Source organism: Pseudomonas sp. TWRC1-2, assembly GCF_049896685.1.
Lineage (GTDB): Bacteria > Pseudomonadota > Gammaproteobacteria > Pseudomonadales > Pseudomonadaceae > Aquipseudomonas.
The window spans coordinates 299190-314209 of record NZ_JAFCUU010000003.1 but is presented as its reverse complement, the minus strand read 5'-3'; the positions used below and the strand labels follow the sequence as shown (position 1 = coordinate 314209).

The window sequence follows — 15020 nt, the reverse complement described above, 5'->3', positions numbered from 1 at the left end:
AATTTTCCAAACAGGGATGCTCCCCATGACCGCCAGCGCCCGGCACACCGCTTCCTACTACGCCGCCAGCAGCGTCCCACAACCCGATTACCCGGCGTTGACGGGCGAGGTCAGCGCCGATGTGTGCGTAATTGGCGGCGGTTACTCCGGGCTCAACACCGCCCTGGAACTGGCCGAACGCGGTTACAGCGTGGTGTTGCTGGAGGCGCGCAAGATGGGCTGGGGCGCCAGTGGCCGTAACGGCGGCCAGCTGATTCGCGGCGTCGGCCATGGCCTGGACCAGTTTGCCAACGTGATCGGCACCGACGGTGTGCGCCAGATGAAGTTGATGGGCCTGGAAGCCGTGGAGATCGTGCGCGAGCGCGTCGAGCGCTATCAAATCCCCTGCGACCTGACCTGGGGTTACTGCGACCTGGCGAACAAACCTCAGCACCTGCACGACCTGGCCGAAGATGCCGAAGAACTGCGCAGCCTCGGCTATCGCCATGAAGTGCGCCTGCTGCAAGCCAACCAGATGAGCAGCGTGATCGGTTCCGACCGCTACGTGGGCGGCATGATCGACATGGGCTCCGGCCATTTGCACCCGCTGAATCTGGCCCTCGGCGAAGCCGCCGCCGCGCAGAAGCTGGGCGTGAAGCTGTTCGAGCAGTCCGAAGTAACACGCATCGACTATGGCCCTGAAGTCAACGTGAACACCGCCCTTGGCAATGTGCGCGCCAAGACCCTGGTGCTGGCGTGCAACGCCTACCTCAATGGCCTCAACCCACACCTGAGCGGCAAAGTGCTGCCCGCCGGCAGCTACATCATCGCCACCGAACCATTGAGCGAAGCCCAGGCCGCCCACCTGCTGCCGCAGAACATGGCCGTGTGTGATCAACGGGTGACGGTGGATTACTTCCGGTTGTCCGCCGACCGCCGCCTGTTGTTCGGCGGTGCCTGCCATTATTCCGGACGTGACCCACAGGACATCGGTGCCTACATGCGTCCGAAAATGCTCAAGGTGTTCCCACAACTGGCCGACGTGAAGATCGACTACCAGTGGGGCGGCATGATCGGCATCGGCGCCAACCGCTTGCCACAGATTGGCCGGCTGGCCGATCAACCCAATGTGTATTACGCCCAGGCCTACGCCGGCCACGGCCTCAATGCCACGCACCTGGCCGGCAAGCTGCTGGCCGAAGCCATCAGCGGCCAGCAGCAGGGTCGTTTCGATTTGTTCGCCCAAGTGCCGCACATCACCTTCCCCGGCGGTAAACATTTGCGTTCGCCGCTGCTGGCATTGGGAATGCTCTGGCACCGGTTCAAAGAGCTGGTCTGATCAATCGCGCCAGAACGGTTTCAGGCCTTCCTCGCGCGCTTGTTCGACGCTCAGCCCGACGTCGCGCAGTTGTTCGCGAGTCAGGTGCAGCAAGGCTTTGCGCGTGTGACGGCGGTGCCAGAACAAACGCCAGCGGCTGATATCCCGCGGCGCCGTCGCGCGCTCTTGCCCTGCCTGCAATTCCTGACTGTGTAACATCAGACGCACATCGCTTATGCCGCTCATTTTGCTGCCCCTCATTTGCTTGTTGCCATGAGTGACTAGCGTGAGCGCAACGGCAAAACCATGACAGATTCAACGCATCTTTATTAAATCCATACAGATACTGCCCATGATCGCCTGAATCCTGTATTTTCCGCCTATCTGTACTGGTCCTCGGGAGCGACCGCCATGACCCTTTACGTCAACCTCGCCGAATTGCTCGGCACGCGCATCGAACAGGGCTTCTATCGTCCCGGCGATCGCTTGCCGTCTGTGCGCGCGTTGAGCGTTGAACATGGGGTTAGCCTGAGCACCGTGCAACAAGCCTATCGCTTGCTGGAAGACAACGGCCTGGCAATGCCAAAGCCCAAATCCGGCTACTTTGTGCCGGTTGGGCGCGAGCTGCCGGCGCTGCCCGAAGTAGGCCGCCCGGCCCAGCGGCCGGTGGAAATCTCGCAATGGGACCAGGTGCTGGAACTGATACGCGCGGTGCCGCGCAAAGACGTCATACAGATGGGCCGTGGCATGCCGGATGTATTGTCACCGACCATGAAACCCCTGCTGCGCAGCCTTGCACGGGTGAGTCGCCGCCAGGATCTGCCGGGGCTGTATTACGACAACATCCTCGGCTGTATGGAATTGCGCGAGCAAATTGCACGCCTGTCATTGGATTCCGGCTGCCAGCTGACAGCCGAAGACATCGTGATCACCACCGGTTGCCATGAGGCGCTGTCCGCCAGCATTCACGCGATCTGTGAACCGGGCGATATCGTCGCGGTGGACTCGCCAAGCTTTCACGGCGCCATGCAGACCCTTAAAGGCCTGGGCATGAAGGCCCTGGAAATCCCCACGGACCCGATCACCGGCATCAGCCTTGAAGCGCTGGAGCTGGCGCTGGAACAGTGGCCGATCAAGGTCATTCAGCTGACGCCCAACTGCAACAACCCGTTGGGCTACATCATGCCGGAGGCACGCAAACGTGCGTTGCTGACCCTGGCCCAGCGCTTTGACGTGGCGATCATTGAAGACGATGTGTATGGCGAATTGGCCTACAGCTACCCTCGCCCGCGCACGATCAAATCCTTCGATGAAGACGGCCGCGTGCTGCTGTGCAGCTCGTTCTCGAAAACCCTGGCGCCCGGTTTACGCATTGGCTGGGTAGCGCCCGGGCGCTACTTGGAGCGGGTGCTGCACATGAAATACATCAGCACCGGTTCCACCGCGACCCAACCACAAATCGCGATTGCCGAGTTCTTGAAAAGTGGCCATTTCGAACCGCATTTGCGGCGGATGCGCACTCAATACCAGCGCAATCGCGACCTGATGCTCGACTGGGTCAGCCGCTACTTCCCGGCCGGCACGCGCGCCAGCCGGCCTCAAGGCAGCTTCATGCTCTGGGTGGAACTGCCGGAAGGCTTCGACACGCTCAAGCTCAACCGCGTGTTGGTCGAACAAGGCGTACAGGTGGCGGTAGGCAGTATCTTTTCCGCCTCCGGCAAATACCGCAACTGCCTGCGCATGAACTACGCTGCCAAGCCGACGCCGCAAATTGAAGAAGCAGTACGCAAAGTCGGCGCCGCCGCGATCAAGATGCTCGCCGAGACGCCAGACTGACCTTTCGCCGGAATTAGCCGTCATATGCCCACAATCGCCCTGACCTGGAAGCAGCGCCCTTGATGATCCAACGGCTTTTACCGTTTTTCCTGCTGGGCGCTCTGGCGCTGGGCGGCTGCGCAACAGTCGACACGCCGCGCATCCCCAGCGACGCCCTGCCCGCCGCGCAATCCTCATTCGGCCGGTCGATCCAGGCGCAGGCGGCGCCGCATCAAGGCCGCTCAGGTTTTCGTTTGCTGCCCAACAGCAGCGAAGCCTTCATGGCCCGCGCCGAACTGATCCGCAACGCCCAGAGCAGCCTCGACCTGCAGTACTACATCGTCCACGACGGCATCAGCACGCGCATGCTTGTGGACGAACTGCTCAAGGCGGCCGACCGCGGCGTGCGCGTGCGCATCCTGCTGGATGACACCACCAGCGACGGTCTCGACCAGGTCATCGCCACCCTCGCCGCCCACCCGAAGATCGAAATTCGCCTGTTCAACCCGCTGCACCTGGGCCGCAGCACCGGCGTCACGCGGGCCATGGGGCGCCTGTTCAACCTGTCGCTGCAACATCGGCGCATGCACAACAAGTTGTGGCTGGCGGACAACAGCGTCGCCATCGTCGGCGGCCGCAACCTGGGCGACGAGTATTTCGACGCCGAGCCCAACTTGAATTTCACCGATATCGACATGCTCAGCGTGGGCCCGGTGGCCGAGCAACTCGGGCACAGCTTCGATCAGTACTGGAACAGCGCGCTGAGCAAACCGATTGATGACTTTGTCTCCAACAGCCCCTCCAAACGTGACCTGGCCGCCGCCCGCGTGCGCCTGCAAGATTCGCTCGCCGAGTCCCGCCAACAGAACCATGCGCTGTACAACCGCTTGCGCACCTACCAGACCCAACCACGCATGGGCATCTGGCGCCGCGAGTTGATCTGGGCCTGGAACCAGGCGCTGTGGGACGCGCCGAGCAAGGTGCTGGCCAAGGCCGACCCGGACCCGCAGTTGCTGCTGACCACCCAACTGGCGCCGGAGCTTGAAGGCGTCAACCATGAGCTGATCATGATTTCGGCGTATTTCGTCCCCGGCCAGCCTGGGCTCGTGTACCTGACCGGCCGAGCCGACGCGGGAGTGTCTGTGAGCTTGCTGACCAACTCGCTCGAAGCCACCGATGTACCGGCGGTACATGGCGGCTATGCGCCGTACCGTAAGGCACTGCTGGAGCACGGCGTAAAACTCTACGAGCTGCGCCGCCAACCCGGCGACCCCAGTGCAGGCAGCGGCCCGCATCTGTTTCGCCGGGGCTCGCTGCACGGCTCGGACTCCAGTCTGCACAGCAAGGCGATGATCTTTGATCGGGAAAAGTCGTTTATCGGCTCGTTCAATTTTGACCCGCGCTCAGTGCTGTGGAACACCGAAGTCGGCGTGCTGGTGGACAGCCCCGAGCTGGCGGAACACGTGCGCAACCTGGCGCTGCAAGGTATGGCGCCGGCGTTGAGCTACCAGGCGAAATTGCAGGATGGCCAAGTGGTATGGGTCACTGAGGATAACGGCCAACTGCACACGCTGACCGATGAACCCGGCAATTGGTGGCGCAGGTTTAATGCCTGGTTTGCCACTTCAGTCGGTCTGGAGCGGATGCTTTAGGAACAATGAAGATCCAGTGTGGGAGCGGGCTTGCTCGCGAATGCGGTGGATCAGTCAATATTGCCGTTAACTGACACACCGTATTCGCGAGCAAGCCCGCTCCCACATTCGATCCCGTTTCAAATCAGGCGGGCTGTGCGACGCCAAATGCACCCTGACGCAACAGCAGCACCACCAGCCCCAACGCGCCGGCCGCCATCAGCAACGGCAACGCGTGCCCGCTGATCCACTGGCTGCCCGCACCGGCCACCAACGGCCCTATCAAGCAACCGATGCCCCACAACTGCGCCACGTGAGCATTCGCGCGCACCAGCGCATCGTCGCGGTAACGCTCGCCGATCAGGATCAGCGACAAGGTGAACAACCCACCGGCACTGGCGCCGAAGATCACCCACACCGGCCAGATCAGCGGGGTGTGTATCAGCAGTGGAATCGCCAGGCTCGAGATCAGCAACAGCACCGCACAGCTCAAGAACAGCGTGCGACGCGGCAGGTAGTCAGCCAATGCGCCGATGGGCAATTGCAACAGCGCATCGCCCACCACTACCGTGCTGACCATGGCCAAGGCGACCTCGGCCGTGAAACCCTGTTGCAGGCAATACACCGGCAGCAGCGTCAGAATCATCGCTTCGAACGCCGCGAATAAAGCGACCGCCCAGGCAATCGCCGGCAGGCTCAGGCAAAAACGCCATAAGTCGCCAAAGGTGACACTGAAGGATTCAGCCGTCGGCGCGCCGGAGCGCCCCAGCAACAGCAATGGCGCGACCATCAGCAGGCCTACGCCCACCCAGAAGCCGTAATCATGGTCGGTGCCGATCAGACCCAGCAGCAGCGGCCCCGACAGCTGGCTCAAGGCATAACTGCAGCCATACAGCGCCACCAGGCGGCCACGCCATTGCTCCACTACCAACTGGTTGATCCAGCTTTCGCCAAGGATAAATACGATGGTCAGGATCACCCCGATCATCAGCCGCAACACCAGCCAGACCGGGTAGCTGGGCAGGATTGCCAGCAGGCCGATGGACACTGCACCGGCCCACAGACACAGGCGCATCAGGTTGGCGGTGCCCAGCCATGAGGCCATGCGGCTGGAGACCTTTGCGCCCAGCAGTACGCCGAAGGCCGGCATGGCCGCCATCACCCCAATGGCGAAACTGCCGTAGCCCCAGCCTTCAAGGCGCAGGGACACCAGCGGCATGCTGACCCCGAGGGCCAGGCCGACACTCAGTACTGAGGCCAGGACGGCGAAATAAGTCGCCCAACGCATGTCCACGCTCCTGTGGATAATTTTCAGGGTTTCAAACGAACTGTAGGAGCGAGCCTATGTGAGGGCCGGGCTTGCCCGCGATGCAAGCACCTTGGTGTGTCAGTCACACCTCGGTGATGCTATCGCAGGCAAGCCAGCTCCCACAAAAGCCAGCTCCCACATTTGGCCTGCGGTGTTTCCTACAGGGTTACAGCTTGATCCAGGTCGCCTTCAGTTCGGTGTACTTGTCGAACGCGTGCAGCGACTTGTCGCGACCGTTACCGGACTGCTTGAAGCCACCAAACGGCGCGGTCATGTCGCCGCCATCGTACTGGTTGACCCACACGCTACCGGCGCGCAAGGCCTTGGCCGTCAGGTGCGCCTTGGAGATATCCGCAGTCCACACCGCTGCGGCCAGGCCGTATTGGGTGTCGTTGGCGATGGCGATGGCTTCTTCGGCACTGTCGAAGGTGATCACCGACAGAACCGGGCCAAAGATTTCTTCCTGGGCAATCTTCATGGCGTTGGTCACGCCGTCGAAAATCGTCGGCTCAACGTAAGTGCCACCGGTTTCTTCCAGGGTGCGCTTGCCGCCCGCAACCAGCTTGGCGCCGTCGGCGTGGCCAGCTTCGATGTACGACAGCACGGTATTCATCTGCTGGGTGTCCACCAGCGCACCGACGTTGGTTGCCGGGTCCAGCGGGTTGCCTGGCTTCCAGCCTTTGAGGGCCTCGATCACCAGCGGCAGGAATTTATCCTTGATGGAGCGCTCCACCAGCAGACGCGAACCGGCGGTGCAGACTTCGCCCTGGTTGAAGGCGATGGCGCCAGCGGCGGATTCGGCCGCCGCTTGCAGGTCCGGAGCATCGGCGAACACGATGTTCGGGCTCTTGCCGCCCGCTTCCAGCCACACGCGCTTCATGTTGGACTCGCCGGAGCGAATCAACAGCTGCTTGGCGATTTTGGTGGAACCGGTGAACACCAGGGTGTCGACGTCCATGTGCAGCGCCAGCGCGTTGCCAACCGTGTGGCCGTAGCCCGGCAGCACGTTGAACACGCCTTTTGGAATACCGGCTTCAACGGCCAGGGCCGCGATGCGGATGGCGGTCAGCGGGGATTTTTCGGACGGCTTGAGGATCACCGAGTTACCGGTGGACAGCGCCGGGCCGAGTTTCCAGCAGGCCATCATCAGAGGGAAGTTCCACGGCACGATCGCGCCGACAACGCCGACCGGCTCGCGGGTCACCAGGCCCAATTGATCGTGCGGCGTGGCGGCGACTTCGTCGTAGATCTTGTCGATGGCCTCGCCGCTCCAGCTCAGCGCGTTGGCTGCGCCAGGCACGTCAATGCCCAGGGAGTCGCTGATCGGCTTGCCCATGTCCAGGGTTTCGAGCAGGGCCAGCTCTTCGGCATTGGCCTTGAGCAGCGCGGCGAAACGGATCATGACGGACTTGCGCTTGGCCGGTGCCAGACGTGACCAGACGCCGGAATTGAAGGTGGCGCGGGCATTTTCTACAGCGCGCTGGGCGTCGGCGGCGTCGCAGCTGGCGACGGTTGCCAGCAGGCGGCCATCGACCGGGCTGATGCATTCGAACGTGTCACCGGAAACAGCGGCGGTGTATTCGCCATTGATGTAGGCGCGGCCTTCGATCTTCAGATCCTTGGCGCGTTGTTCCCAGTCGGCACGGGTCAGGGTGGTCATGCGAGTGTCCTCCTCTTATTGAATACAAGGGCCAGGTGATGTCCCCCGGCAGCCTCAAAGAATTCTTGCCCGGCCAGCCTGCTGTTCGGCTCAAGGCAGCTGCCACCCTAAACCAGCGGCTGGGGGTGTTTCAATATATTTGACACAACGCCGGTAAACGCCCTTGCGATGTTCATTTTAATAAACATAGACTTTGGACTCTCCAACCGCAGGCCAGACGGGACACGCACATGAGCATCCAGGACATCGTCGACTTCAGCCAAGCCAATACCGCCCCCGAACGCTACCGGCCTGCTGCCGAAAAAGTCCTCAAGGGCGATCCCGAGCAAACCCTCTACAACCACTACAACAGCCCGTGCGGCCAGATGAGCGCCGGGGTCTGGGAAGGTGAAGTCGGGCAATGGAAGGTCAACTACAGCGAGCATGAGTACTGCGAAATCGTGCAGGGCGTTTCGGTGCTGCGCGATGCCGATGGTAACGCCAAGACCTTGCGTGCTGGCGACCGCTTCGTGATCCCCGCGGGTTTCAGCGGCACCTGGGAAGTGCTGGAACCGTGCCGCAAGATCTACGTGGTGTTCGAACAGAAAGCCTGATCAGCAAATCACAGGCAAAAAAAAGCCCGACTCGTGAGAGACGGGCTTTTTTTCACAAGGAAGAAAATCAATTACTTGATTTTGCCTTCTTTGTAGATCACGTGCTTGCGAACGCGCGGGTCGAACATTTTCTTTTCGAGCTTGTCCGGGGTAGTACGCTTGTTCTTGTCGGTAGTGTAGAAGTGACCAGTACCGGCGCTAGAGATCATTCGAATCAATTCACGCATGATAAAGCTCCTTAGATCTTGCCAGCGGCGCGGATTTCGGCCAGCACGACAGTGATGCCGCGCTTGTCGATGATACGCATGCCTTTGGCAGATACACGCAGGCGAACAAAACGTTTCTCTTCTTCAACCCAGAAGCGGTGATGCTGCAGGTTCGGCAGGAAACGACGACGGGTTTTGTTATTTGCGTGGGAAATGTTATTCCCAGTCACCGGACCCTTACCGGTAACTTGACAGACTCTCGACATGCCTCAGCCCTCTAAAACCACATGCCCAACCCGGCATGGGTTGGCCGCTTAATCTCTCAGTCATTTGGCGCCAGGCGCCGCGTTTCTTTAAGGGTCTTACCGGCTACACCTACAGTGAAGGAACCGGGCCCCTAGAAAAGAGCGCTGCTTTATACCAGAAAGACCAAGGTGCAACAACAGCCCGTGTGTTTTTACCGGCGTAAATCTTGGCGACAGACGCCTGAACCGTTGCCAGGAGTGGCCGCTGTCACAGCCGACCGCTCGTCGCACAGAATGATTTACAGCGCCCGCACGCACGATGAAGTGCGCGGCGAAACGCGCTGAGGCGCCATCAAAACAGCATTTGCGCCAAAAGCACAGGCAAAAATGGACTGGTCATTTATCAATCAGACCACTACGGTAGGCTTTTTCCAGACTGCACTCGCAGATGGGCCTTCGATCTGCAAAGGAAACCGAACATGCGCCTCGCTGCCCTACCGCTATTGCTAGCCCCTCTATTTATTACGCCGACGGCCCTGGCTGCTACCAGTTTGAGCGTGTGTACCGAAGCCAGCCCTGAAGGGTTCGATGTGGTGCAATACAACTCGCTGACCACTACCAATGCCTCGGCCGACGTCCTGATGAACCGCCTGGTGGATTACGACGCCGCCAGCGGCAAGCTGGTGCCGAGCCTCGCGGACAGTTGGGACGTTTCGCCAGATGGCCTGACGTACACCTTCAAGCTGCACCCGGATGTGAAATTCCACCGCACCGAATACTTCACCCCAAGCCGCACCCTCACCGCCGAAGATGTGCGCTTCAGTTTCGAGCGCATGCTCGATCCGGCCAACCCATGGCACAAGATCGCCCAGAGCGGTTTCCCGCATGCCCAGTCGCTACAGTTGCCGACGCTGGTCAAGAAGATCGACGCCCTCGACCCGCTGACCGTGCGCTTCACGCTCGATCACGCCGACTCGACCTTCCTCGCCGCGCTGAGCATGGGTTTTGCCTCGATCTACCCGGCCGAATACGCCGACAAGCTGCTCAAGGCCGGCACCCCGGAGAAACTCAATAGCCAACCGATCGGCACCGGCCCGTTTGTTTTCGTACGGTTCCAGAAAGATGCCGTGGTTCGCTACAAAGCTAACCCGGACTATTTCGCCGGCAAACCGGCTGTGGATAACTTGCTGTTCGCCATTACCCCGGACGCCAACGTGCGCCTGCAGAAATTGCATCGCGACGAATGCCAGATCGCCCTCTCGCCCAAGCCGCTGGATGTAGGCGAGGCCGAAAAAGACCCGGCATTGAAGGTGGAGAAAACCGCTGCCTTCATGACTGCATTCGTGGCCATCAACAGCCAGCATCCGCCGCTGGACAAGCCGGAAGTGCGCCAGGCAATCAACCTGGCTTTTGACAAGAACAGCTACCTCAAGGCTGTGTTTGAAGGCACCGCCGAGGCGGCCAATGGCATTTATCCACCCAATACCTGGAGCTATGCCAAAGACCTGCCGGGTTATCCACAGGACATCGCCAAGGCCAAGACGCTGCTCGACCGCGCGGGGCTCAAAGGCGGTTTCAAGACCACCATTTGGACACGCCCGACCGGTAGCCTGCTGAACCCCAACCCTAACCTGGGCGCACAACTGTTGCAGGCAGACCTGGCCAAGATCGGCATCCAGGCAGAGATCCGTGTGATCGAATGGGGCGAACTGATTCGCCGCGCCAAGGCCGGTGAACATGACCTGCTGTTCATGGGCTGGGCCGGCGATAACGGCGACCCGGATAACTTCCTGACCCCGCAGTTCTCTTGCGCGGCGGTAAAATCCGGCACCAACTTCGCCCGCTACTGCGACCCAGCGCTGGACAAACTGATCAGCGCCGGCAAGACCACCAGCGAGCAAGGCGTGCGCAGCAAGCTGTATCAACAGGCCCAGGCGCAAATCCAGCAGCAGGCGTTGTGGCTGCCGTTGGCGCATCCGACCGCGTTTGCCCTGACACGCAAGAATGTCGAGGGCTATCAGGTGAGCCCGTTCGGGCGCCAGGACTTCTCGAAAGTCAGCGTCAAGCCCTGATGACCTGCCCCGCCCTTGTGGGCGGGGCTACATCCACCCGTATTCCGCCATCGACAATGGATCACCATCGCCGACGATGATGTGATCCAGCACCCGCACATCCACCACCTCCAACGCCTTTTGCAGCAACTTGGTCAATTTTCGATCAGCCGCACTCGGCTCGACACTCCCCGAAGGATGGTTATGACACAGAATCAGCGCTGCCGCGTTGTACGCCAACGCACGCTTGACCACTTGCCGCGGGTAAACAATGGCAGTGTCGATGGTGCCCTGGGACAGCGCCTCAAACCCCAGAACGCGGTGCTTCGAGTCGAGAAACAGGCAGCCAAAGATCTCGTGGGGTTCATGGCGCAGCAGCGCCTTGAGGTAATCACGCACGGCCAGCGGGCTTTCCAGCACCGAGTCCGCGCGCAGGCGCTCGGCCATGTGCCGCCGGGACATCTCCAGCACGGCCTGCAACTGGGCAAACTTTGCCGGCCCTAACCCCAAATGCTGGCTGAACAGCGTCTGGTTGGCCTCCAACAGCGGGCGAAGGCCACCAAATTGCGTCAATAAATGGCGCGCCAGGTCGACCGCGCTTCTGCCCGACACCCCGGTGCGCAGGAAGATCGCCAGCAGTTCGGCGTCCGACAACGTTGCCGCGCCCCATTCCAAAAGCTTCTCCCGCGGACGTTCCGCCACAGGCCAATCGCGAATACTCATCCCACCTCCGTGTGCATGTGCGCCGCTGTTGCCCGGCGGACGCTGTGTTATCTTAAGCCCTCTTTTTTGCGTGCGATTTCTCCTGGGGAGGGGGCATCGCAGGCGTCACTGAACTGGCATCACTGAACTGGAAAGGCAAACCAATGCAGCGTCTGTATCGGAAACGCATCGTTCTCGGCGTCGGCGGCGGCATTGCCGCCTACAAGAGCGCAGAGCTGGTTCGCAGGCTTCTGGACCAGGGCGCCGAAGTGCGCGTAGTCATGACCCGCGGCGGCAGCGAGTTCATCACCCCGCTGACCATGCAAGCCCTGTCCGGCCACCCGGTTCATCTGGACCTGCTGGACCCGGCGGCCGAAGCCGCGATGGGCCATATCGAGCTGGCCAAATGGGCCGATCTGGTACTGATCGCCCCCGCAACCGCCGACTTGATCGCCCGCCTGGCCCAAGGCATCGCCGATGACCTGCTGACCACCTTGGTGCTGGCCACCGACGCCACCGTCGCCATCGCCCCGGCCATGAACCAGGCCATGTGGCGCGACCCGGCGACCCAAGCCAACACCCAGCTCCTGCAAAGCCGAGGCCTCAAGGTGTTCGGCCCGGCGTCCGGCAGCCAGGCCTGCGGCGACGTCGGCATGGGCCGCATGCTCGAAGCCACCGACCTGGCGCTGTGCGCCGCCGAGTGTTTCCAGCACCTGGCCCTCACCGGCAAACACGTGCTGATCACCGCCGGCCCGACTCAGGAAAACATCGACCCGGTGCGCTACATCACCAACCATAGCTCAGGAAAAATGGGCTTTGCCTTGGCCGAAGCGGCGGTTGAGGCAGGCGCACGTGTCACCTTGATCACCGGCCCGGTGCACTTGCCGACGCCTGATCGGGTCACGCGAATCGACGTAGTCAGCGCCCGGGACATGCTGGCGGCGTGCGAGGCAGCCATTCCCTGCGACCTGTTTATCGCCTCGGCGGCGGTTGCAGACTACCGCCCGGAAGTCGTAGCCCCGCAAAAGCTTAAGAAAGACCCTACAAGCGGCGACGGCCTGCTCCTGCAAATGGTGCGCAACCCCGACATTCTGGCAACCATCGCCACGCGTACGGACCGCCCTTTCAGCGTCGGCTTTGCCGCCGAAACCGAGCACCTGCTGGACTACGCGGCACGCAAATTGAAAGACAAAAACCTCGACCTGATCGTTGCCAATGATGTCGCCAACCCGAGCATCGGCTTCAACAGCGAGGAAAATGCCATCAGCGTGATCGACCGCGAGTTGCACGCCACCGTTTTCGCCCAGACCAGCAAAGGCAAGATTGCCCGCCAACTGATCTCATTTATCGCCCAACGGCTGAACCAGGTTTAATTGACATGCACGCTTTGCAAGCCAAGATTCTCGACCCACGCATCGGCAACGAATTCCCACTGCCGGCCTACGCCACCCCAGGCTCCGCCGGGTTGGACCTGCGCGCCATGCTCAAGCAAGACACCGTTCTTGAACCCGGCCAGACCCTCCTGATCCCTACCGGCCTGTCGATTTACGTTGGCGACCCCGGCCTGGCGGCATTGATCCTGCCGCGCTCCGGCCTGGGCCACAAACACGGCATTGTGCTGGGCAACCTGGTCGGCCTGATCGACTCCGACTACCAGGGCGAGTTGATGGTGTCGTGCTGGAACCGCGGCCAGACCGCCTTCAACATTGCTGTTGGCGAGCGTATCGCGCAACTGGTGCTGGTGCCGGTGGTGCAGGCGCACTTCGAACTGGTTCAGGAGTTCGATGAGACTCAACGCGGCGCAGGCGGTTTTGGGCATTCCGGCAGCCACTGACTAAGCTGAATCAGGCCGGGCGCTTTTGTCCGGCCCGATGCCACCGCAAGGCTTTTCAGGACGAAGAATGCGCGGAATTAATCAGCGAGATTTCATCATTGAAATCAACACATTACGCAGCCATAAGCACGGAGTGCCAGCTCCGATGGCACTTTTGCACCACGAACTCTCTGCCGAAAACGCCGTCATACCCTTCAGTTTGAGCCTGCCGGTCAGCCACTTTAAGGCCAGCTTTGCCCCCTTCAGATGGAGTTTCCCCCCGCGATGAGTACCGCAGCCCGAGTAGCCCCGACATTTCCCGACAGCATCTTTCGCGCCTATGACATTCGTGGCGTCGTGCCCAAGACCCTGACCGCCGAAACCGCCTATTGGATCGGCCGTGCCATCGGCTCCCAAAGCCTGGCCCAGGGCGAACCCAATGTATCGGTAGGCCGCGATGGCCGCTTGTCCGGCCCGGAGCTGGTGGAGCAACTGATCCAGGGCCTGGCCGACAGCGGCTGCCACGTCAGCGATGTGGGCCTGGTGCCGACTCCTGCGCTGTACTACGCAGCCAACGTACTGGCTGGCAAGTCCGGCGTTATGCTCACCGGCAGCCATAATCCGTCGGACTACAACGGCTTCAAGATCGTCATCGCCGGCGACACCCTCGCCAACGAACAGATTCAAGCGCTGCACGAGCGCTTGAAGACCAACGATCTGACCACCGGCACCGGCAGCATCACCAAAGTCGATATTCTTCAACGCTACTCTGACCAGATCACGGGCGACGTCAAACTCGCCCGCCGCCTGAAAGTGGTGGTGGACTGCGGCAACGGCGCGGCCGGCGTGATTGCCCCGCAACTGCTCGAAGCCCTGAACTGCGAAGTGATTCCGTTGTTCTGCGACGTTGACGGCAACTTCCCTAACCACCACCCGGACCCGGGCAAGCCTGAAAACCTGGTGGACTTGATCGCCAAGGTCAAGGAAACCGGCGCCGACGTCGGCCTGGCCTTCGACGGTGACGGCGACCGTGTCGGCGTGGTGACCAACACCGGCGAGAACGTGTTCGCCGACCGCCTGCTGATGCTGTTTGCCCGTGACGTGGTGGCCCGTAACCCCAACGCCGAAATCATCTTCGACGTGAAGTGCACCCGCCGCCTCACCCCACTGATCAAGGAATACGGCGGTCGCCCACTAATGTGGAAGACCGGCCACTCGTTGATCAAAAAGAAAATGAAGGAAACCGGCGCGCTGTTGGCCGGCGAAATGAGCGGCCACGTGTTCTTCAAAGAGCGCTGGTTCGGGTTCGACGACGGCATTTATAGCGCCGCCCGTCTGCTGGAGATCCTCAGCAAGGAAAAATCCACGGCGCAGGAGCTGTTTCAGACCTTCCCGAATGATATTTCTACGCCAGAGATCAATATCCATGTGACCGAGGAGAGCAAATTCAGCATCATTGACGCACTGCACGATGCGCAATGGGGTGAAGGCGCCAACCTGACCACCATTGATGGTGTGCGAGTCGATTACGCCAAAGGCTGGGGCCTGGTTCGCGCGTCCAACACCACACCGGTGCTGGTCCTGCGTTTCGAGGCGGATACCGAGGCTGAGTTGCAGCGCATCAAGGACGTGTTCCACGCCCAGTTGAAACGTGTTGCCCCTGATCTCCAATTACCGTTCTGATTTTTTACCGGAGCC

At 61.1% G+C, this 15020-nt stretch carries 13 protein-coding genes and 1 pseudogene; 8 read left to right on the top strand and 6 right to left on the bottom strand.

Features of this window, described 5'->3' with window-relative positions:
* Positions 1-25: 25 nt before the first annotated feature.
* Positions 26-1318, top strand: coding sequence for an NAD(P)/FAD-dependent oxidoreductase (locus tag ACP7B3_RS10260; RefSeq protein ID WP_426178738.1), 1293 nt, complete (start codon positions 26-28; stop codon positions 1316-1318).
* On the opposite strand, the gene ACP7B3_RS10255 is transcribed toward ACP7B3_RS10260, so the two are convergent.
* Complete coding sequence (locus ACP7B3_RS10255; protein WP_242199583.1) at positions 1319-1543, bottom strand: DUF1127 domain-containing protein; 225 nt, start codon at positions 1541-1543, stop codon at positions 1319-1321. It lies immediately after the preceding gene.
* Positions 1544-1708: 165 nt separating this feature from the next.
* Between ACP7B3_RS10255 and ACP7B3_RS10250 the strand changes: the two genes are divergently transcribed.
* Positions 1709-3133, top strand: a complete 1425-nt coding sequence (locus ACP7B3_RS10250; RefSeq protein WP_426178737.1) for a PLP-dependent aminotransferase family protein — start codon at positions 1709-1711, stop codon at positions 3131-3133.
* A gap of 62 nt (positions 3134-3195) precedes the next feature.
* Complete coding sequence (locus ACP7B3_RS10245; protein WP_262207214.1) at positions 3196-4764, top strand: phospholipase D family protein; 1569 nt, start codon at positions 3196-3198, stop codon at positions 4762-4764.
* Between the two features lie 124 nt (positions 4765-4888).
* Here ACP7B3_RS10245 and ACP7B3_RS10240 read toward each other — a convergent pair whose 3' ends face one another.
* Both ACP7B3_RS10240 and ACP7B3_RS10235 read right to left on the bottom strand, forming a co-directional pair.
* Positions 4889-6031, bottom strand: coding sequence for an MFS transporter (locus ACP7B3_RS10240; RefSeq protein WP_262207216.1), 1143 nt, complete (start codon positions 6029-6031; stop codon positions 4889-4891).
* A gap of 187 nt (positions 6032-6218) precedes the next feature.
* Positions 6219-7712, bottom strand: a complete 1494-nt coding sequence (locus ACP7B3_RS10235) for an aldehyde dehydrogenase (RefSeq protein WP_145158132.1) — start codon at positions 7710-7712, stop codon at positions 6219-6221.
* Positions 7713-7942: 230 nt separating this feature from the next.
* Between ACP7B3_RS10235 and ACP7B3_RS10230 the strand changes: the two genes are divergently transcribed.
* Positions 7943-8305 carry a cupin domain-containing protein gene (locus ACP7B3_RS10230; protein WP_145158135.1) on the top strand — a complete coding sequence of 121 codons (363 nt, stop codon included), beginning with the start codon at positions 7943-7945 and terminating at the stop codon, positions 8303-8305.
* 71 nt (positions 8306-8376) lie between these two features.
* Here ACP7B3_RS10230 and rpmG read toward each other — a convergent pair whose 3' ends face one another.
* Complete coding sequence (gene rpmG, locus ACP7B3_RS10225) at positions 8377-8532, bottom strand: 50S ribosomal protein L33 (RefSeq protein ID WP_003176906.1); 156 nt, start codon at positions 8530-8532, stop codon at positions 8377-8379.
* An 11-nt stretch (positions 8533-8543) separates the two neighbouring features.
* Positions 8544-8777: a 50S ribosomal protein L28 gene (gene rpmB, locus ACP7B3_RS10220; protein ID WP_003176907.1), complete on the bottom strand. Its 234-nt coding sequence runs from the start codon at positions 8775-8777 to the stop codon at positions 8544-8546.
* Between the two features lie 458 nt (positions 8778-9235).
* On the opposite strand from rpmB, the gene ACP7B3_RS10215 reads away from it, so the two are divergent.
* Positions 9236-10828, top strand: coding sequence for an ABC transporter substrate-binding protein (locus tag ACP7B3_RS10215; RefSeq protein WP_426178736.1), 1593 nt, complete (start codon positions 9236-9238; stop codon positions 10826-10828).
* 27 nt (positions 10829-10855) lie between these two features.
* Here ACP7B3_RS10215 and radC read toward each other — a convergent pair whose 3' ends face one another.
* The gene (radC, locus tag ACP7B3_RS10210) at positions 10856-11530 is read right to left on the bottom strand and encodes a RadC family protein (protein ID WP_426178735.1); all 675 of its coding nucleotides are present in this window, start codon (positions 11528-11530) and stop codon (positions 10856-10858) included.
* A gap of 143 nt (positions 11531-11673) precedes the next feature.
* Here radC and coaBC point away from each other — a divergent pair, with 143 nt between their 5' ends.
* The 3 genes and pseudogenes from coaBC to ACP7B3_RS10195 all read left to right on the top strand — a co-directional run.
* The gene (gene coaBC / locus ACP7B3_RS10205) at positions 11674-12882 is read left to right on the top strand and encodes a bifunctional phosphopantothenoylcysteine decarboxylase/phosphopantothenate--cysteine ligase CoaBC (RefSeq protein WP_426178734.1); all 1209 of its coding nucleotides are present in this window, start codon (positions 11674-11676) and stop codon (positions 12880-12882) included.
* A gap of 5 nt (positions 12883-12887) precedes the next feature.
* On the top strand, positions 12888-13343 hold the full coding sequence (dut, locus tag ACP7B3_RS10200) for a dUTP diphosphatase (protein WP_106575855.1): 456 nt from the start codon (positions 12888-12890) through the stop codon (positions 13341-13343).
* A gap of 240 nt (positions 13344-13583) precedes the next feature.
* A pseudogene (locus ACP7B3_RS10195) lies at positions 13584-15005 on the top strand (phosphomannomutase/phosphoglucomutase); the annotation flags it as partial.
* Positions 15006-15020: the final 15 nt, after the last annotated feature.

Excerpts from the sequence above, each read along its gene's own strand:
- ACP7B3_RS10260 (WP_426178738.1), top strand. The coding sequence starts at position 26 with ATGACCGCCAGCGCCCGGCACACCGCTTCCTACTACGCCGCCAGCAGC.
- ACP7B3_RS10255 (WP_242199583.1), bottom strand. The coding sequence starts at position 1,543 with ATGAGCGGCATAAGCGATGTGCGTCTGATGTTACACAGTCAGGAATTG.
- ACP7B3_RS10250 (WP_426178737.1), top strand. The coding sequence starts at position 1,709 with ATGACCCTTTACGTCAACCTCGCCGAATTGCTCGGCACGCGCATCGAA.
- ACP7B3_RS10245 (WP_262207214.1), top strand. The coding sequence starts at position 3,196 with ATGATCCAACGGCTTTTACCGTTTTTCCTGCTGGGCGCTCTGGCGCTG.
- ACP7B3_RS10240 (WP_262207216.1), bottom strand. The coding sequence starts at position 6,031 with ATGCGTTGGGCGACTTATTTCGCCGTCCTGGCCTCAGTACTGAGTGTC.
- ACP7B3_RS10235 (WP_145158132.1), bottom strand. The coding sequence starts at position 7,712 with ATGACCACCCTGACCCGTGCCGACTGGGAACAACGCGCCAAGGATCTG.
- ACP7B3_RS10230 (WP_145158135.1), top strand. The coding sequence starts at position 7,943 with ATGAGCATCCAGGACATCGTCGACTTCAGCCAAGCCAATACCGCCCCC.
- rpmG (WP_003176906.1), bottom strand. The coding sequence starts at position 8,532 with ATGCGTGAATTGATTCGAATGATCTCTAGCGCCGGTACTGGTCACTTC.
- rpmB (WP_003176907.1), bottom strand. The coding sequence starts at position 8,777 with ATGTCGAGAGTCTGTCAAGTTACCGGTAAGGGTCCGGTGACTGGGAAT.
- ACP7B3_RS10215 (WP_426178736.1), top strand. The coding sequence starts at position 9,236 with ATGCGCCTCGCTGCCCTACCGCTATTGCTAGCCCCTCTATTTATTACG.
- radC (WP_426178735.1), bottom strand. The coding sequence starts at position 11,530 with ATGAGTATTCGCGATTGGCCTGTGGCGGAACGTCCGCGGGAGAAGCTT.
- coaBC (WP_426178734.1), top strand. The coding sequence starts at position 11,674 with ATGCAGCGTCTGTATCGGAAACGCATCGTTCTCGGCGTCGGCGGCGGC.
- dut (WP_106575855.1), top strand. The coding sequence starts at position 12,888 with ATGCACGCTTTGCAAGCCAAGATTCTCGACCCACGCATCGGCAACGAA.